Annotated in this window: 20 protein-coding genes; 12 read left to right on the top strand and 8 right to left on the bottom strand. The window is 61.5% G+C overall.

All coding sequences use genetic code 11. From position 1 onward, the window contains the following. Positions 1-104: 104 nt before the first annotated feature. From rho to CAG02_RS06335, 3 genes are all read right to left on the bottom strand, one after another. A complete protein-coding gene (gene rho, locus CAG02_RS06325; RefSeq protein WP_007951825.1) occupies positions 105-1,364 on the bottom strand; it encodes a transcription termination factor Rho in 1,260 nt (419 codons plus the stop codon). Positions 1,365-1,614: 250 nt separating this feature from the next. Then, complete coding sequence (trxA, locus tag CAG02_RS06330) at positions 1,615-1,944, bottom strand: thioredoxin TrxA (protein WP_003206727.1); 330 nt, start codon at positions 1,942-1,944, stop codon at positions 1,615-1,617. A 120-nt stretch (positions 1,945-2,064) separates the two neighbouring features. Next, positions 2,065-2,772: a FadR/GntR family transcriptional regulator gene (locus CAG02_RS06335; RefSeq protein ID WP_085708959.1), complete on the bottom strand. Its 708-nt coding sequence runs from the start codon at positions 2,770-2,772 to the stop codon at positions 2,065-2,067. A 256-nt stretch (positions 2,773-3,028) separates the two neighbouring features. On the opposite strand from CAG02_RS06335, the gene CAG02_RS06340 reads away from it, so the two are divergent. The 5 genes from CAG02_RS06340 to ppx all read left to right on the top strand — a co-directional run bounded on the left by CAG02_RS06340 (position 3,029) and on the right by ppx (position 7,598). Continuing rightward, positions 3,029-3,814, top strand: a complete 786-nt coding sequence (locus tag CAG02_RS06340; RefSeq protein ID WP_085708958.1) for a transporter substrate-binding domain-containing protein — start codon at positions 3,029-3,031, stop codon at positions 3,812-3,814. A 21-nt stretch (positions 3,815-3,835) separates the two neighbouring features. After that, positions 3,836-4,516 carry an amino acid ABC transporter permease gene (locus CAG02_RS06345; RefSeq protein ID WP_039765327.1) on the top strand — a complete coding sequence of 227 codons (681 nt, stop codon included), beginning with the start codon at positions 3,836-3,838 and terminating at the stop codon, positions 4,514-4,516. Beyond that, positions 4,513-5,163, top strand: coding sequence for an amino acid ABC transporter permease (locus CAG02_RS06350; protein WP_085708957.1), 651 nt, complete (start codon positions 4,513-4,515; stop codon positions 5,161-5,163). Before CAG02_RS06345 ends, CAG02_RS06350 begins: the two co-directional genes overlap by 4 nt. Then, the gene (locus tag CAG02_RS06355; RefSeq protein ID WP_085708956.1) at positions 5,150-5,887 is read left to right on the top strand and encodes an amino acid ABC transporter ATP-binding protein; all 738 of its coding nucleotides are present in this window, start codon (positions 5,150-5,152) and stop codon (positions 5,885-5,887) included. The genes CAG02_RS06350 and CAG02_RS06355 overlap by 14 nt, the downstream gene beginning before the upstream one ends. A gap of 208 nt (positions 5,888-6,095) precedes the next feature. Then, on the top strand, positions 6,096-7,598 hold the full coding sequence (gene ppx / locus CAG02_RS06360; protein ID WP_085708955.1) for an exopolyphosphatase: 1,503 nt from the start codon (positions 6,096-6,098) through the stop codon (positions 7,596-7,598). 66 nt (positions 7,599-7,664) lie between these two features. Here ppx and ppk1 read toward each other — a convergent pair whose 3' ends face one another. Then, positions 7,665-9,890, bottom strand: a complete 2,226-nt coding sequence (gene ppk1 / locus CAG02_RS06365) for a polyphosphate kinase 1 (RefSeq protein ID WP_085708954.1) — start codon at positions 9,888-9,890, stop codon at positions 7,665-7,667. Between the two features lie 18 nt (positions 9,891-9,908). Continuing rightward, positions 9,909-10,922, bottom strand: a complete 1,014-nt coding sequence (hemB, locus tag CAG02_RS06370) for a porphobilinogen synthase (RefSeq protein ID WP_007951836.1) — start codon at positions 10,920-10,922, stop codon at positions 9,909-9,911. A gap of 208 nt (positions 10,923-11,130) precedes the next feature. Here hemB and CAG02_RS06375 point away from each other — a divergent pair, with 208 nt between their 5' ends. Then, entirely contained in the window at positions 11,131-11,787 is a 657-nt protein-coding gene (locus CAG02_RS06375; RefSeq protein WP_085708953.1) for a DedA family protein, read from the top strand. Here CAG02_RS06375 and CAG02_RS06380 read toward each other — a convergent pair. Beyond that, positions 11,768-13,003: a sterol desaturase family protein gene (locus CAG02_RS06380; RefSeq protein ID WP_085708952.1), complete on the bottom strand. Its 1,236-nt coding sequence runs from the start codon at positions 13,001-13,003 to the stop codon at positions 11,768-11,770. The genes CAG02_RS06375 and CAG02_RS06380 overlap by 20 nt on opposite strands. A 116-nt stretch (positions 13,004-13,119) precedes the next feature. Between CAG02_RS06380 and elbB the strand changes: the two genes are divergently transcribed. Next, positions 13,120-13,788, top strand: a complete 669-nt coding sequence (elbB, locus tag CAG02_RS06385) for an isoprenoid biosynthesis glyoxalase ElbB (RefSeq protein WP_085708951.1) — start codon at positions 13,120-13,122, stop codon at positions 13,786-13,788. A gap of 137 nt (positions 13,789-13,925) precedes the next feature. On the opposite strand, the gene CAG02_RS06390 is transcribed toward elbB, so the two are convergent. Next, positions 13,926-14,381 carry a YaiI/YqxD family protein gene (locus CAG02_RS06390; protein WP_065258237.1) on the bottom strand — a complete coding sequence of 152 codons (456 nt, stop codon included), beginning with the start codon at positions 14,379-14,381 and terminating at the stop codon, positions 13,926-13,928. 119 nt (positions 14,382-14,500) lie between these two features. Further along, positions 14,501-16,396, bottom strand: a complete 1,896-nt coding sequence (locus CAG02_RS06395) for an FTR1 family protein (protein ID WP_085708950.1) — start codon at positions 16,394-16,396, stop codon at positions 14,501-14,503. A 151-nt stretch (positions 16,397-16,547) separates the two neighbouring features. Between CAG02_RS06395 and CAG02_RS06400 the strand changes: the two genes are divergently transcribed. From CAG02_RS06400 to CAG02_RS06420, 5 genes are all read left to right on the top strand, one after another. Continuing rightward, a complete protein-coding gene (locus CAG02_RS06400) occupies positions 16,548-17,921 on the top strand; it encodes a COG3014 family protein (protein WP_085709253.1) in 1,374 nt (457 codons plus the stop codon). A 201-nt stretch (positions 17,922-18,122) separates the two neighbouring features. Then, a complete protein-coding gene (locus CAG02_RS06405) occupies positions 18,123-19,517 on the top strand; it encodes a COG3014 family protein (RefSeq protein ID WP_085708949.1) in 1,395 nt (464 codons plus the stop codon). A 15-nt stretch (positions 19,518-19,532) separates the two neighbouring features. Further along, positions 19,533-19,907 carry a YcfL family protein gene (locus CAG02_RS06410; RefSeq protein WP_085708948.1) on the top strand — a complete coding sequence of 125 codons (375 nt, stop codon included), beginning with the start codon at positions 19,533-19,535 and terminating at the stop codon, positions 19,905-19,907. Positions 19,908-19,943: 36 nt separating this feature from the next. Continuing rightward, a complete protein-coding gene (lpoB, locus tag CAG02_RS06415) occupies positions 19,944-20,531 on the top strand; it encodes a penicillin-binding protein activator LpoB (protein ID WP_007951848.1) in 588 nt (195 codons plus the stop codon). A gap of 3 nt (positions 20,532-20,534) precedes the next feature. Beyond that, a complete protein-coding gene (locus tag CAG02_RS06420; RefSeq protein ID WP_085708947.1) occupies positions 20,535-21,278 on the top strand; it encodes a penicillin-binding protein activator LpoB in 744 nt (247 codons plus the stop codon). The last annotated feature ends 8 nt before the right edge of the window (positions 21,279-21,286 follow it).

Here is a 21,286-nt window from a genome sequence, read left to right on the forward strand (position 1 = left end):
CACTGACCTTAGCCGATCGAAAACCTCCCATTATTTGTACAAAAAACAGGCAAAAAAAAATGGCGCCCCCTGAAGGACACCATTTTCTGAATCAACCGACGATGTTACTTGCGCTTCATCGACAGGAAGAATTCGTCGTTGGTCTTGGTCGTTTTCAGCTTGTCGACCAAGAACTCGATGGCCGCCACTTCGTCCATCGGGTGCAGCAGCTTGCGCAGGATCCACATGCGCTGCAGTTCGTCGTCGGCGGTCAGCAACTCTTCACGGCGAGTACCGGACTTGTTGATGTTGATGGCCGGGAACACACGCTTCTCGGCGATGCGACGGTCCAGAGGCAGTTCCATGTTGCCGGTACCCTTGAACTCTTCGTAGATCACTTCGTCCATCTTCGAGCCGGTTTCAACCAGCGCGGTGGCGATAATGGTCAGCGAGCCGCCTTCTTCGATGTTACGCGCGGCACCGAAGAAACGCTTCGGCTTCTCCAGGGCGTGGGCATCGACACCACCGGTCAGCACTTTGCCGGAGCTCGGGATCACGGTGTTGTAGGCACGAGCCAGACGAGTGATGGAGTCGAGCAGGATCACCACGTCCTTCTTGTGTTCGACCAGGCGCTTGGCCTTCTCGATCACCATTTCAGCCACCTGCACGTGACGGGTCGGCGGCTCGTCGAAGGTCGAGGCAACCACTTCGCCGCGCACGGTGCGCTGCATTTCGGTCACTTCTTCCGGACGTTCGTCGATCAACAGCACAATCAGGTGAACTTCAGGGTTGTTACGGGCGATGTTCGCTGCGATGTTCTGCAGCATGATCGTTTTACCGGCTTTCGGCGGTGCAACGATCAGACCGCGCTGGCCTTTGCCGATCGGGGCGCACAGGTCGATCACTCGACCGGTCAGGTCTTCGGTGGAACCGTTGCCGGCTTCCATCTTCATGCGCACGTTCGGGAACAGCGGGGTCAGGTTCTCGAAGAGAATCTTGTTCTTCGCGTTCTCAGGACGATCGAAGTTGATCGTGTCGACCTTGAGCAGGGCGAAATAACGCTCGCCTTCCTTCGGCGGCCGGATCTTGCCAACGATGGTGTCACCGGTGCGCAGGTTGAAACGGCGGATCTGGCTCGGCGAGACGTAGATGTCGTCAGGGCCGGCGAGGTAGGAAGCGTCAGCGGAGCGCAGGAAGCCGAAGCCGTCCTGGAGAATCTCCAGCACGCCATCACCGGAGATTTCCTCACCGCTTTTAGCGTGCTTTTTCAGCAGGGAGAAAATCACGTCCTGCTTGCGCGAACGGGCCATATTTTCTATGCCCATCTGTTCGGCCAATTCGAGCAGTTCGGTAATCGGCTTTTGCTTGAGTTCAGTCAGATTCATATAGGAATGACGTAATCATTTATGGAGGGGGGGAAATTAAGCTTTTGGCTTAATGAGGCCGCGCCGCGGAGAAGGCGACAGGATCGCGTACTTGTTCGAAAAGGAGTGCGTCGGCGACGGCTAGCAGGGGGCAGTGGAGAAACCAGTGCGGGGCCGAATGTATCACCTGAGTTTCGGAGCGTCTAGCCCTGAATACGCAAAAAGCCCCGCAATTTGCGGGGCTTTTTGAGGACAATCTTTACCGCGACGCTTAGATGTTGGCGTCGAGGAAAGCAGCCAGTTGCGACTTCGACAGAGCGCCGACCTTGGTCGCTTCCACGTTGCCGTTCTTGAACAGCATCAGGGTCGGGATACCACGTACGCCGTGCTTGGCCGGGGTTTCCTGGTTCTCGTCGATGTTCAGTTTGGCAACGGTCAGCTTGCCTTTGTAGGTCTCTGCAATCTCGTCCAGAACCGGAGCGATCATTTTGCAAGGGCCGCACCATTCAGCCCAGTAGTCGACCAGGACAGCGCCTTCGGCCTTGAGTACGTCGGCTTCGAAGCTAGCGTCGCTAACGTGTTTGATCAGATCGCTGCTCATGGAATTCTCCAGGTTGTAAGCAAAAAAACGTGGCCCATCATAGCCGCCCTTCCCTTGTTCAGGAAGCCGCAGATGATTGAGTCTTGCTATGGCACTCGATGAGTTTGGGTATAGCTCAAGTCACGCGCCGGCGGGGGCAATGAAGGAAATTCCGGTGCGCAGCGCCGCGTTGCGCACGTGCTCCTGCATGGCTTTCTGGGCGGCTGCGGAGGCCCGGCGGGCCAGGGCGCGGAGGATCTTGCGGTGTTCCTGCCAGGTTTCCATGGCCCGTTCGGCGCGGATGAACGGTAGCTTCTGGCTCTCCAGAAAGATCTCGGCGCTGGCGGTGAGGATGCTCAGCATCGCCTGATTGCCGCTGGCCCGCAGGATCCGCTGGTGGAATTCGAAGTCCAGTTTCGCCGCCGCCTCGAAGTCGCCGGCACGCAGTTGCTCACGCATGGCGGCGACGTTGTCTTCCAGCTCGTCCAGGTCGAACGTGCTCAGCGTCACCGCCGCCAGCCCGGCCGCGAAGCCTTCCAGCGCATAGCGCAACTGGAAGATTTCCAGCGGCGAGGCCTGGGCTGCGAACGGCCAGGCCGGCGTGCCCTCCCCGCGTGGCAATTCCACTGGCGACTGCACGAATACGCCCTTGCCCGGCTGGATGCTGACCACCCCCAGCGCACTCAAGGACGACAACGCTTCGCGCAATGACGCCCGGCTGACCCCCAGCTGCACCGCCAGATCCCGTTGCGAGGGCAGCGCATCGCCGGGGCCGAAGCCCTGCTCGGTAATCAGTTTGCGGATCGCTTGCAGCGCCACTTCGGGTACGGCGCGGGAGATCGAGTTCATGGTTTTCCAGACGGACCAGGCCAAGGTGCGGCCAGTTGTAAAGCTATTCGAGGCATCAGGCAAGTCGTGCCCCAGCGGGGTTCGACGGTGCGCATCGATGCGCTATCGCAGTGCGAAACCCGACCTTACTGTTCAGACCAGTAAGACCGAACAAACCCGCTAAACCCGTGGCTTTGCGGGGCCAGACCGCTGGCTTGGCACGGCCCGTGCTCTGTCCGATCGCAGATTTTACTTCCCGCCGATCCGGAGATTGTCCATGACGAAGCGTTACAGCGCCCTCCTCGCCGCCCTGTTTGCCGGTCTGATGCTGAGCCAGGCCCCCGCCCATGCCGACGGTCTGGACGACGTGGTCAAACGCGGCACCTTGAAAGTCGCCGTGCCTCAGGACTTCCCGCCCTTCGGCTCGGTCGGCCCGGACATGAAGCCGCGCGGCCTCGATATCGACACCGCGAAGCTGCTGGCCGACCAGCTCAAGGTCAAACTCGAGCTGACCCCGGTCAACAGCACCAACCGCATCCCGTTCCTCACCACCGGCAAGGTCGATCTGGTGATTTCCAGCCTCGGCAAGAACCCCGAGCGCGAGAAGGTCATCGATTTTTCCCGTGCCTACGCGCCGTTCTACCTCGCTGTGTTCGGTCCGCCGGATGCAGCCGTCAGCACCCTGGACGACCTCAAGGGCAAGACCATCAGCGTCACCCGTGGCGCCATCGAAGACATCGAACTGACCAAGGTCGCCCCCGACGGTGTGACCATCAAGCGCTTCGAAGACAACAACTCGACCATCGCCGCCTACCTCGCAGGGCAAGTCGACCTGATCGCCAGCGGCAACGTGGTGATGGTCGCAATCAGCGAAAAGAGCCCGAAACGCGTGCCGGCGCTGAAGGTGAAGCTCAAGGATTCGCCGGTCTACGTCGGCGTGAACAAGAACGAGCCGGCGCTGCTGGGCAAGGTCAACGAGATCCTGGCCACCGCCAAGGCTGACGGCGCGCTGGAAAAGAACGCGCAGACCTGGCTCAAAGAGCCGCTGCCGGCCGACCTTTGACCGGCGACGCGGGGGACTTTCATGGCCTATCAGTTCGATTTCTTGCCGGTGGTGGAAAACACCGACCTGCTGCTGCGCGGGGCGCTGTTCACCCTTGAGCTGACGGCCATTGGCGCGCTGTTCGGCGTAGGTGTGGGCATCGTCGGGGCGCTGGTGCGGGCGTGGAACATCCGCCCGTTCTCGGCGATTTTCGGCGTGTATGTGGAGCTGATCCGCAACACGCCGTTCCTGGTGCAACTGTTCTTCATCTTCTTCGGCCTGCCGTCCCTCGGCGTGCAGATTTCCGAGTGGCAGGCGGCGGTGCTGGCGATGGTGATCAACCTCGGCGCGTACTCGACCGAGATCATCCGCGCCGGCATCCAGGCGATCCCGCGCGGGCAACTGGAAGCAGCGGCCGCGCTGGCGATGAGCCGTTTCGAAGCGTTCCGGCACGTGGTGCTGCTGCCGGCACTGGGCAAGGTCTGGCCGGCCCTGAGCAGCCAGATCATCATCGTCATGCTCGGCTCGGCGGTGTGTTCGCAGATTGCCACCGAGGAGTTGAGCTTCGCCGCCAACTTCATTCAGTCGCGCAACTTCCGCGCCTTTGAAACCTATGCCCTGACCACCCTCATTTATCTGTGCATGGCGCTGCTGATCCGTCAGTTGCTGAACTGGCTCGGCCGGCGCTACCTGTCGAAAAGCAGCGCAAGGAGCAGCCAATGAGCGACTTCACGTTCTGGGACATCCTGCGCAACCTGCTCACCGGCCTGCAATGGACGCTGGCGCTGTCACTGGTGGCGTTCATTGGCGGCGGCATCGTCGGGTTGCTGATCCTGGTCATGCGCATTTCGAAAAACCCGCTGCCCAGCAGCATTGCCCGCACCTGGATCGAACTGTTCCAGGGCACGCCGCTGTTGATGCAGCTGTTTCTGGTGTTCTTCGGCGTAGCGCTGGCCGGGGTCGAGATTTCGCCGTGGATGGCGGCGGCGATTGCCCTGACGCTGTTTACCAGCGCCTATCTGGCGGAGATCTGGCGCGGTTGCGTCGAGGCGATTCCCAATGGCCAGTGGGAGGCTTCGTCGAGCCTGGCGCTCAATCCGCTGGAGCAACTGCGCTACGTGATCCTGCCCCAAGCGCTGCGTATTGCGGTGGCACCGACCGTGGGCTTCTCGGTGCAAGTGGTCAAGGGCACCGCCGTGACCTCGATCATCGGCTTCACCGAACTGACCAAGACCGGCGGCATGCTCGCCAACGCCACTTTCGAACCGTTCATGGTCTACGGCCTCGTCGCCGCCGGCTATTTCCTGCTCTGCTACCCCCTGTCACTCAGTGCGCGCTACCTGGAAAGGAGACTGCATGCCTCTGCTTAGAATTTCCGCCCTGCATAAATACTACGGCGATCACCACGTGCTCAAAGGCATCGACCTGAGTGTCGAGGAAGGCCAGGTGATGGCGATCATCGGCCGCAGCGGCTCGGGCAAATCCACCCTGCTGCGCACCCTCAACGGCCTTGAGTCGATCAACGACGGCGTGATCGAAGTCGACGGCGAATACCTCGACGCCGCCCGCGCCGACCTGCGCAGCCTGCGGCAGAAAGTCGGCATGGTGTTTCAGCAGTTCAACCTGTTCCCGCACCTGACGGTGGGCGAAAACGTGATGCTCGCGCCGCAGGTTGTACAAAAAGTGCCCAAGGCCCAAGCGCAGAAGTTGGCGCGGCAGATGCTGGAACGCGTCGGCCTGGGTGAAAAATTCGATGCGTTCCCGGATCGGCTTTCCGGGGGCCAGCAACAGCGCGTGGCGATTGCCCGGGCGCTGGCGATGTCGCCCAAGGTGCTGCTGTGCGACGAGATCACCTCGGCGCTGGACCCGGAACTGGTCAACGAAGTGCTCAGCGTGGTCCGTCAGCTCGCCAAGGAAGGCATGACCCTGATCATGGTCACCCACGAAATGCGCTTCGCCCGGGAGGTCGGGGACAAACTGGTGTTCATGCATCAGGGCAAAGTGCATGAGGTGGGCGATCCGAAGGTACTGTTTGCCGACCCGCAGACGCCGGAGCTGGCGAATTTCATTGGCACCGTCGAAGCGACTGCCTGAGGGCTATGCGGGGGCCTGACGGACGCATTCGCGAGCAAGCTCGCTCCCACAAAGGAACGCGTACCCCTGTGGGAGCGAGCTTGCTCGCGAATGGCCGCGCCGCGGTCTTGAGACTTTATGCGCTGAATCAAGGGTTTGAACCATGCGCGTTGGCGGCAGCCTTTGATCGTGGCACGATGTCAGGGTTATCGACCGAGACCCCCAGACCATGCCGCAATCCCAAGCCAAGAATCTGTCCCTGATCGCCGCGATCGACCTGGGCTCCAACAGCTTCCACATGGTCGTGGCCAAGGCCCAGAACGGCGAAATCCGTATTCTCGAACGTCTCGGGGAGAAGGTTCAGCTGGCCGCCGGCATCGACGATGAGCGCCATCTCAACGAAGAATCCATGCAGCGCGGGCTCGATTGCCTGAAGCGTTTTGCCCAACTGATCAACGGTATGCCGCTGGGCGCCGTGCGGATCGTCGGCACCAACGCCCTGCGCGAAGCCCGTAACCGCCTGGAGTTCATCCACCGCGCCGAAGAAATCCTCGGCCACCCGGTGGAAGTCATCTCCGGCCGTGAAGAGGCGCGTCTGATCTACCTCGGCGTGTCCCATACCCTCGCCGACACCCCGGGCAAACGTCTGGTCGCCGACATCGGCGGCGGCAGTACCGAATTCATCATCGGGCAGCGATTCGAACCGCTGCTGCGTGAAAGCCTGCAAATGGGCTGCGTGAGCTTTACCCAGCGCTATTTCAAGGACGGCAAGATCACCCCGGCCCGCTATGCCCAGGCCTACACGGCGGCGCGGCTGGAAATCATGAGCATCGAACACGCCCTGCATCGCCTGACCTGGGATGAAGCCATCGGCTCCTCGGGCACCATCCGCGCCATCGGCCTGGCACTGAAGGCCGGCGGACATGGCACCGGCGAAGTGAACGCTGAAGGCCTGGCGTGGCTCAAGCGTCGCCTGTTCAAGCTGGGCGATGTCGACAAGATCGACTTCGAAGGCATCAAGCCTGACCGCCGGGCGATTTTCCCGGCCGGTCTGGCGATCCTTGAAGCAATCTTCGACGCCCTCGAACTGCAACGCATGGATCACTGCGAAGGCGCGCTGCGTGAAGGCGTGCTCTACGACCTGCTCGGCCGCCATCATCACGAAGACGTGCGCGAACGCACCCTGACCTCGCTGATGGAGCGCTACCACGTCGACCTGGAACAGGCCGCACGGGTCGAGCGCAAAGCCCTGCACGCGTTCGATCAAGTGGCTGTCGACTGGCAACTGGACGACGGCATCTGGCGCGAACTGCTAGGCTGGGCGGCGAAAGTGCACGAAGTCGGGCTCGACATCGCGCACTACCACTACCACAAGCATGGTGCCTACCTGATCGAGCACTCGGACCTCGCCGGGTTCTCCCGCGAAGACCAGCAAATGCTCGCCCTGCTGGTGCGTGGCCACCGCCGCAACATCCCCAAGGACAAGTTTGCCGAGTTCGGCGACGACGGCGACAAGCTGATCCGTCTGTGCGTGCTGCTGCGCTTCGCGATCCTGTTCCACCACATTCGCGGCACCCAGACCATGCCGCAGGTCGCGTTGCACGCCAATGGCGACAACCTCGATGTGGAATTCCCGGAAAACTGGCTGGATGAAAACCAGCTGACCCAGGCGGATTTTGCGCTTGAAGCCGAGTGGCTGACACGGGTGGGCGTTGTCCTGACTGTGCACTGAGTAACCAGCAGGTACAAAAAAGGCGATCCGAATGGATCGCCTTTTTTATTGCCTTGAGACCTGTGGTCAGCTGCTCACCGGCAGAATCGGGCTACCCAGCCGCTCCAGCAACGTCGCCTGCGCACTGCGCGGGTTCTGGTTGCCGGTCGGCGTGTTGCGGATGTAGCGGCCGTCCGACTGCAGGCTCCAGCTGTGAGTGTTGTCGGTCAGGTACAGCTCCAGCTCTTTCTTGACCCGGGTCAGCAGCTTCTTGCCTTCCACCGGGAAGCAAGTCTCGACGCGCTTGTCGAGGTTGCGCTCCATCCAGTCGGCGCTGGACAGGAACATCTGCTCCTCGCCGCCGTTGAGGAAGTAGAACACCCGGGTGTGCTCAAGGAAGCGGCCGATGATCGAGCGCACGTGAATGTTGTGCGAAACCCCGGCGATGCCTGGACGCAGGCAGCACATGCCGCGCACCACGAGGTCAATGCGCACGCCGGATTGGCTGGCCTTGTACAGCGCGCGGATGATTTTCGGATCGGTCAGCGAGTTGAACTTGGCGATGATGTGCGCCGGTTTGCCGTCGAGCGCGAATTGCGTCTCGCGGGTGATCATGTCGAGCATGCCTTTCTTCAGGGTGAACGGCGCGTGCAACAGCTTCTTCATGCGCAGCGTCTTGCCCATGCCGATCAACTGACTGAACAGTTTGCCGACGTCTTCGCACAAGGCGTCGTCGGAGGTCAGCAGGCTGTAGTCGGTGTACAGACGCGCGTTGCCGGCGTGGTAGTTACCGGTGCCGAGGTGCGCGTAACGCACGATCTCGCCGGCCTCGCGACGCAGGATCAGCATCATCTTGGCGTGGGTCTTGAAGCCGACCACGCCGTAGATCACCACCGCACCGGCCGCTTGCAGACGGCTGGCCAGTTGCAGGTTGGATTCTTCGTCGAAGCGCGCCCGCAGCTCGATGACCGCCGTCACTTCCTTGCCGTTACGCGCGGCGTCCACCAGCGCATCGACGATTTCCGAGTTGGCGCCGGAGCGGTACAGGGTCTGGCGCACAGCCAGAACGTGCGGGTCTTTCGCGGCCTGGCGCAGCAGGTCGACCACCGGGGTGAACGACTCGAACGGGTGCAGCAGCAGGATGTCCTGTTTGCTGACAACGCTGAAAATGTTCTCGCTGTTCTGCAGCAGTTTCGGGATCTGCGGGGTGAACGGCGTGTATTGCAGCTCTGGATGGCTGTCCAGACCGGTGATGCTGAACAGACGCGTCAGGTTGACCGGACCGTTGACCTGATACAGCTCGGTCTCGCTCAGGTTGAACTGCTTGAGCAGGTAATCCGACAGGTGTTTCGGGCAGGTGTCGGCGACTTCCAGGCGCACGGCGTCACCGTAACGACGGGAGAACAACTCGCCACGCAGGGCGCGGGCCAGATCTTCGACGTCTTCGGAGTCGAGCGCCAGGTCGGCGTTTCGGGTCAGGCGGAACTGGTAGCAGCCCTTTACCTTCATGCCCTGGAACAGGTCATCGGCGTGAGCGTGGATCATCGACGACAGGAACACATAGTTGTCGCCAGGGCCACCGACTTCTTCCGGTACCTTGATGATCCGTGGCAGCAGACGCGGCGCCGGGATGATCGCCAGACCGGAGTCGCGACCGAAGGCGTCGATGCCTTCGAGCTCGACGATGAAGTTCAAGCTCTTGTTCACCAGCAACGGGAACGGGTGCGTCGGGTCGAGGCCGATCGGGGTGATGATCGGCGCGATCTCGTCGCGGAAGTAACGACGTACCCAGGTCTTGAGCTTGGTCGTCCAGTAGCGGCGACGGATGAAGCGGACCTGATGCTTTTCCAGCTCCGGCAGCAGGATGTCGTTGAGGATCGCGTACTGACGGTCTACATGACCATGCACCAGCTCGCTGATGCGGGCCAGGGCCTGATGCGGTTGCAGGCCGTCGGCGCCGGCCTGTTCACGGGCGAAGGTGATCTGCTTCTTGAGGCCGGCGACACGGATCTCGAAGAATTCGTCGAGGTTGCTGGAGAAGATCAGCAGGAACTTCAGCCGCTCCAGCAACGGGTAGGACTCGTCCAGCGCCTGTTCCAGCACGCGGATGTTGAACTGCAGTTGCGACAATTCCCGGTGGATATACAGGCTGCTGTCATCCAGGCCGGGAATCGCGATCGCCGGGGCCGCCGCAGCGGGCTCTGCCGCCTGCGCGGGTGGCGCAGGCTCCAGTTCCGGCGGGGTTTCGGTAATCTGCTCGACCACGGGTTGAGCTTCTTTTACGGCAACTTCAGTGAGTCCTTCGGTATTCATCGAATGTTCCTGGGAGGGCTATTTCTGCTCTCGTAACAATTGAGCGGCACGGACAGCAAAGTAAGTCAGGATGCCATCAGCGCCGGCACGTTTAAAGGCGGTCAGGGATTCGAGGATCACGCCTTCGCTCAACCAGCCATTCTGGATCGCCGCCATGTGCATGGCGTATTCGCCGCTAACCTGATAGACGAACGTCGGCACTTTGAAGGCATCTTTTACCCGGAACAAAATATCCAGGTACGGCATGCCGGGTTTGACCATGACCATGTCCGCGCCTTCAGACAAGTCCGCGCCCACTTCGTGCAACGCTTCGTCGCTGTTGGCCGGGTCCATCTGGTAGGAAGCCTTGTTCGCTTTGCCCAGGTTCGCGGCCGAACCCACGGCATCGCGGAACGGACCGTAATAGGCACTGGCGTACTTGGCCGAGTAGGCCATGATCCGCACGTTGACGTGACCGGCCAGCTCCAGCGCCTCGCGGATCGCCTGGATGCGACCGTCCATCATGTCCGACGGGGCCACCACCTGGGCGCCAGCGGCGGCGTGGGACAACGCCTGTTTGACCAGTGCATCGACGGTGATGTCGTTCTGCACATAGCCTTCTTCATCGAGAATGCCGTCCTGACCATGAGTGGTGAACGGATCGAGGGCGACATCGGTGATCACACCCAGCTCCGGGAAGCGGTCACGCAGGGCGCGGGTGGCGCGCTGGGCGATACCTTCGGGATTCCACGCTTCGGCGGCATCGAGGGATTTGAGTTCAGGCGGCGTGACCGGGAACAGCGCCAGCGCCGGAATCCCCAGCTCGACCCATTTCGCCGCTTCTTCAAGCAGCAGGTCGATGGTCAGGCGCTCGACACCCGGCATCGAGGCCACGGCTTCGCGACGGTTTTCGCCGTCGAGCACGAACACCGGCAGGATCAGGTCATCGACCGTCAACACGTTCTCACGCACCAGCCGCCGAGAAAAATCATCACGGCGATTGCGACGCAGGCGGGTGGCAGGGAACAGGCGGTTGGCTGGGGTAAAGCTCACGGCAGACTCCTGAGCCCGCGCAGACGGGCGAGTGTGGCAGTTATAAGCGGCCATTATGACGGTCGTATTACAGTTATGTGCACCCCTGTGACATGTAGCCGCAATCCATTGTCGTTGTAGGAAATGTTAACGTCGAGACACATTTCGACACTTTCCTGAATGTGTCCGAAGGGTTAGGCTGCGCGTTCATTTCGCCAGCACCCAGACAATGCTCCAACAATTTCTGCATGACTTCGGCTACTTTGCCTTGTTTCTCGGCACGTTCTTCGAAGGCGAAACCATCCTGGTGCTCGCGGGCTTCCTCGCGTTCCGTGGTTACATGGACATCAACCTGGTGGTGGTCGTGGCGTTCTTCGGCAGCTATGCCGGCGATCAGCTGTGGTACTTCCTGGGCCGCAAGCACGGGCGCAAGTTGCTGGCGCGCAAACCGCGCTGGCAAATGATGGGCGACCGCGCGCTGGAGCATATCCGCAAGCACCCGGACATCTGGGTCCTGAGCTTCCGCTTCGTTTACGGCCTGCGCACGGTAATGCCGGTGGCGATCGGCCTGTCGGGCTACCCGCCGGGACGCTATCTGCTGCTGAACGGCATTGGCGCAGCGATCTGGGCCGCCGCCCTGGCCGCGGCCGCGTACCACTTCGGTGCGGTGCTTGAAGGCATGCTGGGCAGCATCAAGAAATATGAACTGTGGGTGCTCGGCGCGCTGCTGGTGCTGGGCGTCGGCCTGTGGCTGCGCCGCCGGTTCAAGAATGCCCGGCTGGCCAAGAAGGTCTACGAGGACGAGCAGGCCGAGCAACTGGCCAAGGCCGAACGGCACAAAGCCGAACAGGCCAAATCCGCCGAACCTAAGACGCCAGCCGAGTAAAACGCTGGCGGCAGTAATACAGCCCGATGCCACTGAGCAGGCTGTAACCGAGCAGGCCGGCCCAGACCTCGGGGCTGGCCGGCCATAGCCCGACCTGCGGCGCCAGCCACACCAGCGGCAGATTAGCCGCCAACCGCAGCAGCTCCAGCCTCAACGCCCACGGACGATTCTCCAGGGCCGCGCCCAACACGAACAAACCGAACGCCACCGCGCCCCAGCCCAGCACCAGAGCGCTGGTCGACAGGCTGCGCTCCAGATTCATCAGGTAACTGCCCAGCGCCACGTACACGCCGAATTGCAGCAGCACGTACCACTGCTGTCGGGCACCCAGTGGCACTTCGAATTTACGGAACCGGCTCAAGTCCGGCTTGTGCATCGGGTACTTCGCCGCCACGTCCGCCGGGCGCCATCCGGTACGCATGAACCAGATCCGCAGCTTGTCCCGTTTGCTCCCGGCGCGCCGCGCGTCGTCCCACAGCTGCGCATAGAACTGCAGGTTAGCCCACAACGGATTCCAGCTCGCCAGCGGTGTGGTCACTCCGAAAATCACCGGTTCGTTGTCGTCCTCTTCCTGGAACGAGCCGAACAGGCGATCCCAAATAATGAACACCCCACCGTAGTTGCGATCCATGTAGAGAGTGTTCTGTGCATGGTGGGCCCGATGATTGGACGGCGTGACGAAGATCCATTCGAACCAGCCGAGCTTGGGAATGTGCTTTGTATGCACCCAGAACTGATACAGCAGGTTCATCGCCGCGACGCTGACAAACACCAGCAGCGGCACACCGAGCACGGCCATTGGCAGATAAAAGATCCAGCCCAGCAGAAACCCGGTGCTGGTCTGGCGCAAAGCGGTGGAAAGGTTGTAGTCCTCGCTCTGGTGATGCACCGAGTGAGCGGCCCAGAGAATGTTCCGTTCGTGCCCCATGCGGTGCAGCCAGTAGTAGCAGAAGTCGTAGAGGACAAAAGCGAAGAGCCACACCCAGAAGCTGTCTGCCGACAGCCTGACCAGCGCCAGATGCTCCAGGGCAAACCCATAGGTCACCAGCCCCACGCCTTTGGTCAGCAGGCCGGTGGTGGTCGACAGCACCCCGGTGCTGATGCTGTTCACCGCATCGGCCAGGCGATAGTTGCTCACCCCGCGCCAACGGTCGGCGATCAACTCGGCCGCGATCAATACGAAGAAAAACGGCACCGCATACAGAATGAAGTTCATGACGCGCCCTGATCGAGATCCGTGTGCACAGATCCTAGGTGTAGCCACGGCTTGGCCCTATGGCAACGAACGACAAATTAGTGGACATTTAGCGCCATGAATCTGGAGAGAAACCCATGAGCAAAAAAGTTGCAGTGATCCTGTCCGGTTGCGGCGTGTACGACGGCGCCGAGATCCACGAAAGCGTCATTACCCTGTTGCGTCTTGATCAGCGCGGCGCCCAGGTGCAGTGCTTCGCCCCGGACATCGCGCAATTGCATGTGATCAACCACCTCACCGGCAAAGAGATGCCCGAGTCGCGCAACGTGCTGGTGGAGTCGGCGCGCATCGCCCGGGGCAACGTCAAGGATGTCCGTGAAGCCGATGTCGATGATTTCGATGCGCTGATCGTGCCCGGCGGTTTTGGTGCAGCGAAGAACCTGTCGAACTTCGCCGCCGACGGCGCCGGCTGCTGCGTTCAGCCGGACGTACTGGCGCTGACCGAGGCGTTTGCCGAAGCGGGCAAACCGGTGGGCCTGATGTGCATTTCGCCGGCACTGGCCGCGAAGATCTACGGCCCGGGCGTGACCTGCACCATCGGCAACGACGCGGAGACGGCCAAGGCCATCGGCAAGATGGGCGCCACCCACGAAGACTGCGCCGTGACCGACATCATCGAAGACAAGGCGCGCAAACTGGTGACCACCCCGGCCTACATGCTGGCGCAGTCGATCAGTGAAGCGGCGTCGGGGATCAACAAGCTGGTGGATCGCGTCCTTGAGCTGACCCACGAAAACGACGCCTGAGCACCTCTTCCACTGGATCAATACTCAACCGTGTGGGAGCGAGCTTGCTCGCGAAAGCGATGGGCCATTCAATACTGTGTTGTTTGGCCTGACGCCTTCGCGAGCAAGCTCGCTCCCACAAGGGGTTTGTGTAATGTTCAGGGTTTGCGGGTGAGCCTGGTGAGGATCCGGTCCAGCGCATTGGCGAACGCCTGCTTCTCCCGGTCACCGAACGGCGCCGGGCCGCCGCTGACCTGGCCCTGCTCACGCAGATCGGTGAACAGGTTGCGTGTCGCCAGCCGCTCACCCATGTTCTGCGCGTCGAACTCCTTGCCTCGCGGGTCCAGCGCTGCAACACCCTTCTTCACCAGCCGGTCGGCCAGCGGAATGTCGCTGCAGATCACCAGCTCGCCCGGCACCGCGTGCTCCACCAGATAATCATCCGCCGCATCCGGGCCGCTCGGCACCACGATCAGCTTGACGATCGCCAGTGCCGGTTTGCTCTGCGGCTGCCCTGCCACCAGCACCACCTCGAAGCGGCGCTTGAGGGCGAACTTGACCACCAGCTCCTTGGCCATCTTCGGGCAGGCGTCGGCATCGATCCATACGCGCATGTTTTCTACCTCCAAAAAATTCGCGAGCAAGCTCGCTCCCACAAGGTTATACACAATCCCTGTGGGAGCGGGCTTGCCCCGGGCGGCGATCCGACGAATGTGAGCGCAGCGAATGCTGTTTAAGCAGCCACTCGGCGCTTTTCCGCCACCCGGCTGCGACCGTACAGCACGATGATCGCTGCAATCGCCACGGCCTGCGCCGCCAGCGAGTAGGCGTCGGCATGAATGCCCAGCCATTCGAAATCGAAGAACGCCACCGGCCGGGTGCCGAAGATCCCGGCTTCCTGCAACGCCTTCACACCATGACCGGCAAACACCACCGACAGCGCGCACAGCAGCCCCGCGTTGATGCTGAAGAACAGCGCCAACGGCAATTTCGCCGAGCCGCGCAGGATCACCCACGCCAGACCGAACAGCAGCACCAGCGCCGTCGCACCACCGGCCAGTACCGCGTTGTGCCCGGCAGGACCGGCCTGCAGCCACAGGGTTTCGTAGAACAGGATCACTTCGAACAGCTCGCGATACACCGAGAAGAAAGCCAGGATCGCGAAGCCGAATCGACCGCCGCCACCGACCAGGCTCTGTTTGATGTAATCCTGCCAGGCCGCCGCGTGGCGACGGTCGTGCATCCACACCCCGAGCCACAGCACCATGACACTGGCGAACAGCGCCGTGGCGCCTTCCAGCAGTTCACGCTGGGAGCCGCTGACATCGATCACGTACGCCGCCAGCGCCCAGGTGCCGAGACCGGCCAACAGCGCCAGCCCCCAACCGACGTTGACGCTGCGCACCGCCGATTGCTGACCGGTATTGCGCAGGAACGCGAGGATCGCCGCCAGCACCAGAATCGCTTCCAGGCCTTCGCGCAGTAGAATCAGCAGCCCGGAGATGTAGCTCAGCGACCAGCTCAGACCGTCGCTGCCCAGCAAATCGGCGGACTCCTTGAGCTTGGCCTTGGCCGCGTCGAGACGCTGCTCGGCCTGCTCCACCGACAAGCCGTCCTGCAGCGATTGCCGATAGGCCATCAGGGATTTTTCGGTGTCCTTGCGCACATTGGCGTCGACGTTATCCAGCGAACTTTCGACCAGTTCGAAGCCTTCCAGATAGGCGGCGACGGACAGGTCATAAGCCTGATCACGCTCACCGGCGCGGTAGGCGGCGAGGCTCTTGTCCAGGGTCGCGGCGGTGTAGTCGAGCAACTGCGCCGGGCCACGCTTGACCTGCGGTGGTTGCGCCCGCTGTGCGCGGAAGGTCGCGGCGGCTTCGGCGCCTTCGGCGGCCTGCACTTCGGCCGGCGTCTGACGGGCGAGGTCGGCGATGTTGTAGGTCTTGTCGGATTTGGCCGTGGCCGGGTCGGCACTGAACTGGGCGATGTAGGTCGCCAGGTCCCAGCGCTGACGGTCGTCCAGTTGGTCGGCGAAGGCCGGCATGTCGGTGCCTTCGACGCCCTGGCCGAGGGTGTTGTAGATCGCGTAGAGGCTCAGATGATCCAGACGTTTGGCATCACGCAGGTTGGCCGGCGCGGGCTCCATGCCGACACCCGCAGGGCCATCGCCGGCCCCGTTGGTGCCATGACACACCGAGCAGTGCTGGGTGTAGAGCGGCGCGCCACGGGTCGGATCCGGGGTAATGATCGGCGCCTGGCTGACTTCATAGGCCACCGCCAGTTTCGCCCCCAGTTGCCGGGCCTGACGGGCGACGTCCGCGCCCTCCTGCTTCGCAGTGATGGCAGCCAGCAGTGCGTCGATGCCCTGCTCCAGGCCGGCCTTCTCCGGTTTGGCCGGCATGCCGGCAATCAAACCCTGCAGCGCCCGGGTGAACTCCAGTTGTTCACGGTATTCGGCATCGTCGATGACCTTGCCTGCCTCTACCGTTGGCGGGTAGTCGGCGCTGATGTAATCGAGCAGGTGCAGCGCTTGCGGCGCGCCTTCCACGGTATCGGCCAGCAGATTGAAGCTGCTCAGGGCAAACAACGGGAACACCAGCCAGGTCAGGAATCGGGACGAGGCAGTCATGAAGGGGTCTCAATTGGAAATGCGAAGTAACACATTGTTCACGTCGGGGGAGCCTGACTCAAGCTTTCTCTCCAATCCCCGGCACATGGCCATCGCCCGCCCCTATAATCCGACACCTTTCGCCTCACTGTTCAAGGAAGAGCTGCACTCCATGCGCCAATGCCTGCTGTTCCCGGTGTTAATCGGCACGATCCTGCTATTGAGCGGCTGCGCCGCCTACCGCAATTACGACCTGGAAATGCAACAGACCAACGCCCAGTTGATGCGCGGCGACTTTCAGGGCGCGCTGGATCTGCTGGAATGGCACAACCCCTGGGAAGACAAGGATCTGCTCTATTACTTCGAAAAGGGCTCGATCCTCAGCTTCGCCAACGCCTTGCCGCAGAGTCAGACGGCCTGGCGCAGCGCCGACCGCATGGTGTTTCAACGTGAAGAGGCCGTGCCTTCTGCGCCCATGAAGCTGCTCAATCAGTTCTCCTATGAAATGGGCACCATGCTGGTCAACGACAAGTTGAGCCGCTACGACGGCTACGACTATGAAAAGGTCATGCTGACCACGCAGATGGCCCTCAATCAACTGGCCGTCGGCGATTTTGACGGCGCCCGGGCCGACATCAAGAAAACCCACGAGCGCGAAGCGCTGATCGCCCGTCAACGGGAACGCCAGTACGAAGAACTCGAAGAGCAGGCCAAAACTCAAGGCATTTCCGTGCAATACAAGGATCTGCAGGGCTATCCGGTCCAGACCCTGGATGCGCCGGCAGTGATTGAACTGAAAAACGGTTACCAGAGTGCCTTCAGCCATTACCTGGCCGGCTTCACCTATGAAGCGCTGGGTGAGCGCGGCCTTGCTGCACCGGGCTATCGCCAGGCAATCGAACTGCGCCCGAACACGCCTTTTCTGGAGCAAGCGCTGCGCAACCTCGACAAACCACCGGCCAACAATGATGAAAGCGACGTGCTGATCGTCGTCCAGAGCGGTCTGGCACCGGCGCGCAGTTCCATCAGCGTGCCGATCCCGGTGCGGCTCAATGAAAACCTGGTCATTACCGCGCCGATCTCGTTTCCCATCCTGGTGCCTGACACCGTCACCCCGGTGTTCGACCACATCATGGTGGATGGCCGCAAACGGCCGCTGACCGCGATCAACAGCGTCACCGACATGGCATTTCGCACGTTGCGCGACGACATGCCGGCGATCATCTCCCGGGCGATGTTCCGCGCCAACATGGCGGCCATTTCCCAGGCCCATGAAAATGAACGCAACCCGGCCAAGGCCTCGCTGGTCGTCACGGAACACGACCCTTTTGAAGAAGCGGATACGCGAACCTGGCGCACCCTGCCAGACAGGACACTGGTGGCACGGCTGCGGCTGAAAAAAGGCAATCATCAGTTCAGCGCCCCGAATGCGCCAAGTGCGGCACCGGTCACTCTGCGGATCGACCGCGATCACCAATTGGTCAACCTGCGGCTTTTGAACGATTTCGGCAATGTGATCGGCAACGCCGGGCTGCCTGACAAGTAGTGGCACAGAACTAACCGGTGCGATTAAAAAGCTATTACATGGCCAGCATCGCCCGCTTATAATGCCGCGCCCTCGTTATCGCGATGCGGCATTAAAGCTCCTCTGTTTATGAGGAATTGGCAGGAGGCCAACGCCACTGCCGATCGGTCCCAGCAGCCCGACCCGCACCGAGGCTGTCGCTACTCATGGAAGAAGTACCCCATGGCATTCCGCGCTCCCACTCTGATTGCGCTTGGCGCCGTCACTCTGCTGTCCGGTTGTTCGGCGTTTCGCAACTACGATTCCGAACTGGCCCAGACCAACCAGCAACTGGCCACCGGCAACGTCGACGCCGCCCTGACCCTGCTGGAAAAGAACAACACCGGCCCGGACAAGGACCTGCTCTATTACTTCGAAAAAGGTGAATTGCTGCGCGCCAAGGGCGACCTGTCCGGCAGCCAGAACGCCTGGACCAGCGCCGACCAGGTGGTCGGCAAGTGGGAAGACTCGGTCAAGCTCGACACCGACAAGTACCTGGCCCAGTTCGGCAGCTTCCTGGTCAACGACAAGGTCCGTCGCTACGAAGGCTACGACTACGAAAAAGTCATGCTGACCACGCAGATGGCCCTGAACCTGCTGGCGGTCAACGATTTCGACGGCGCCCGCACCGCGATCAAGAAGACCCACGAACGTGAAGCCGTGATCGCCGACCTGCGTGACAAGGAATACCTCAAGAGCGAAGAGGAAGCCGAGAAAGAAGGCATCAAGACCCAGTACAAGGACTTGCAAGGCTACCCGGTCGCCAGCCTCGACGCCCCGGAAGTGGTCGGCCTGAAGAACAGCTACCAGAGTGCGTTCAGCCACTATCTGGCCGGTTTCGTCTACGAAGCCCTGGATGAAAAAGACCTGGCCGCGCCGGGCTACCGCAAGGCGGCCGAACTGCGTCCGAACACGCCGCTGCTGGAGCAGGCGCTGGTCAACCTCGACAAACCGGTCAAGAGCGATGACAGCGACGTCCTGATCGTGGTGCAAAGCGGTCTGGCACCGGCCCGCGACTCGATCCGCGTGCCGCTGCCGCTGCCGATTTCCAACAACGTGGTGATCACCCCGCTGTCGTTCCCGATCATCAAGCCTGACACCTCGACCGCGACCTTCGCGCAGATCGGCGTCGACGGCCAGCAACTGAACCTGACCGCCCTCAACAGCACCACCGCCATGTCCCGCCGCGCCCTGCGCGATGACATGCCGGGGATCATCGTGCGCACCATGGTGCGTGCAATCACCAAAGGCGTGGCGCAGAAGAAGATCAACGAAACCAACCCGCTGGCGGGTCTGGCCGTGGGTATCTCTTCAGCGGTGCTCGAAGGTGCCGATACCCGTACGTGGCGTACCCTGCCGGACACCACTCAAGTGGTACGTCTGCGCCTGAAAAAGGGTGAGCATCAGGTTACTCTGCCGAGCGCCGTGGGTGGCACGCAGGTCAAAGTTACCGTCGATCAGCGTTATCAGGTCGTCACCCTGCGCGCCGTCGGCAATCAGGTGTTCGCCGCGGGCCTTGCCGCCCACGTGACCCCGAGCGCCGGCACCACCGCCGTAGCCAGCCTCAAACAACCTTAAGAACGGAGTCTTTGCATGCGTTTCAAACTCTTCGCCGTCGCCGCCCTTGCCGTGCTGGCCAGCGGCTGCGCCACCCCGCCGCCGCCGGAGCCGGGCAGCGCCGCGAGCAAGGTCGTGGCCATGGGCCCGCAGAAACACATCGCGGTCGGCGCCATGCGCGTCGCCCGTGAAAACGGCTTCATGACCGTCAATGTGCAGTTGACCAACACCCTCAACAGCAACAAGACGTTCTACTACCGCTTTGCCTGGCTTGGCGCCGAAGGTTTCCCGATCGCCGAAGAAGAAGTCTGGAAGAGTCAGATGATGTACGGCGCCCAGACCAGCTTCATCCAGGGCATCGCCCCGACGCCGAAAGCCGTGGACTTCCGTCTGGAACTCAAGACGCCTTAAGCCCCACACCCTATTCCCGATTCAGAGAGCATTCCCATGTTTGCACGCTTTTCCTTCATCGCTGTCCTCGCCCTGCTGGCCTCCGGTTGCGCCAACACTTCGCCGACCCTGGGCAGCAAGAACATCAGCTACGGCGACACCAAGGCCGTTGAAACCGTAACCAACGAGTTCGGTTCGACCGACCTGCAGATGATCGCCGAGTCGATGACCCGTTCCCTCGCCCAGTCCGGCATTCTGCAGGGCCGCCCTGTGGTGCAGGTCTACGACGTGAAGAACAAGACCAGCGAATACATCGACACTCGCGAAATCACCACCAGCATCAAGACCCAGCTGATGAAATCCGGTACCGCCCGCTTCGCCAGCGACAACACCGCGATGCAGAGCCAGGTCGACCAGCTCAAGCTGCAAAACCAGAGCGGCCTGTACAAGAAGAGCACCGTGGCCAAGACCGGCAACATGATCGCCGCCAAATACCGTCTTGAAGGTTCGATCAGCTCGATCGTCAAGCGCAGCAGCGACTACAAGGACGTCTTCTACAAATTCAGCCTGCAACTGATCGACGTTGAAAGCGGTCTGGCCGAGTGGATGGACGAGAAAGAGATCCGCAAAACCACGGAGCGTTAATCGATGCGCGCATGGATTGGCATGATGGCCCTGGCTTGCGCGTTCAGCGCGCAAGCGGCCCCGAAAGTCGCGGTAACGGATCTGGCGTACCAGGAGCGCGTGGAGCAATACATCCACATCGTTTCGTCGAAGAACAATTACCGCGAGGGTTACTACAGCTCCAGCGGTTCTTCGAGCTACAACGAATTCGAAGCCAACACCAGTTACATCGAGCAGGCCGAACTGCGCAAATTCACCGGCGACATCAAGGGTGAAATCCTGCGCACCGGCATGTTCCAGTTGATTCAGGGCACGCCTTACACCGCCTCGTCCAAGGGTGACATCTACGATGTGATCAAGCGGATCAAGGCCGGCAACTTCAAGGGTGCCGACTATGTGCTGTTCGGTACGGTTTCCGACATCGACTTCACCCAGGACATGAACGAGCTGGCCAACACCGACAGCTATTCAGCCGTACTGGGCCTGACGCTGGTGGCGGATTTCAGCCTGATCAACACCAGGACCTACGAGATCACCTCGGCCTTCACAGCCATGGGTGAAGCGCAGGACACCAAACTGGTGAACCACCGCGACATCAAGATCTCACTCAACCGCCCACGGGTGGTGCGCGATGTCTCGAAGGCGCTGGGTGAAGACGTGGCCGGACAGCTGAGCATGCAGCTCGGCGGTGGCGGTTACGAGCAACCGCGTGAACCGCAGCAGCGCAACAATCTGCCGCGTGATACGGCGCCGGTGATTCTTCACTGACCGGCTGC

This window comes from Pseudomonas sp. R43(2017), from assembly GCF_002112345.1.
Taxonomy (GTDB): Bacteria; Pseudomonadota; Gammaproteobacteria; order Pseudomonadales; family Pseudomonadaceae; genus Aquipseudomonas; species Aquipseudomonas kribbensis.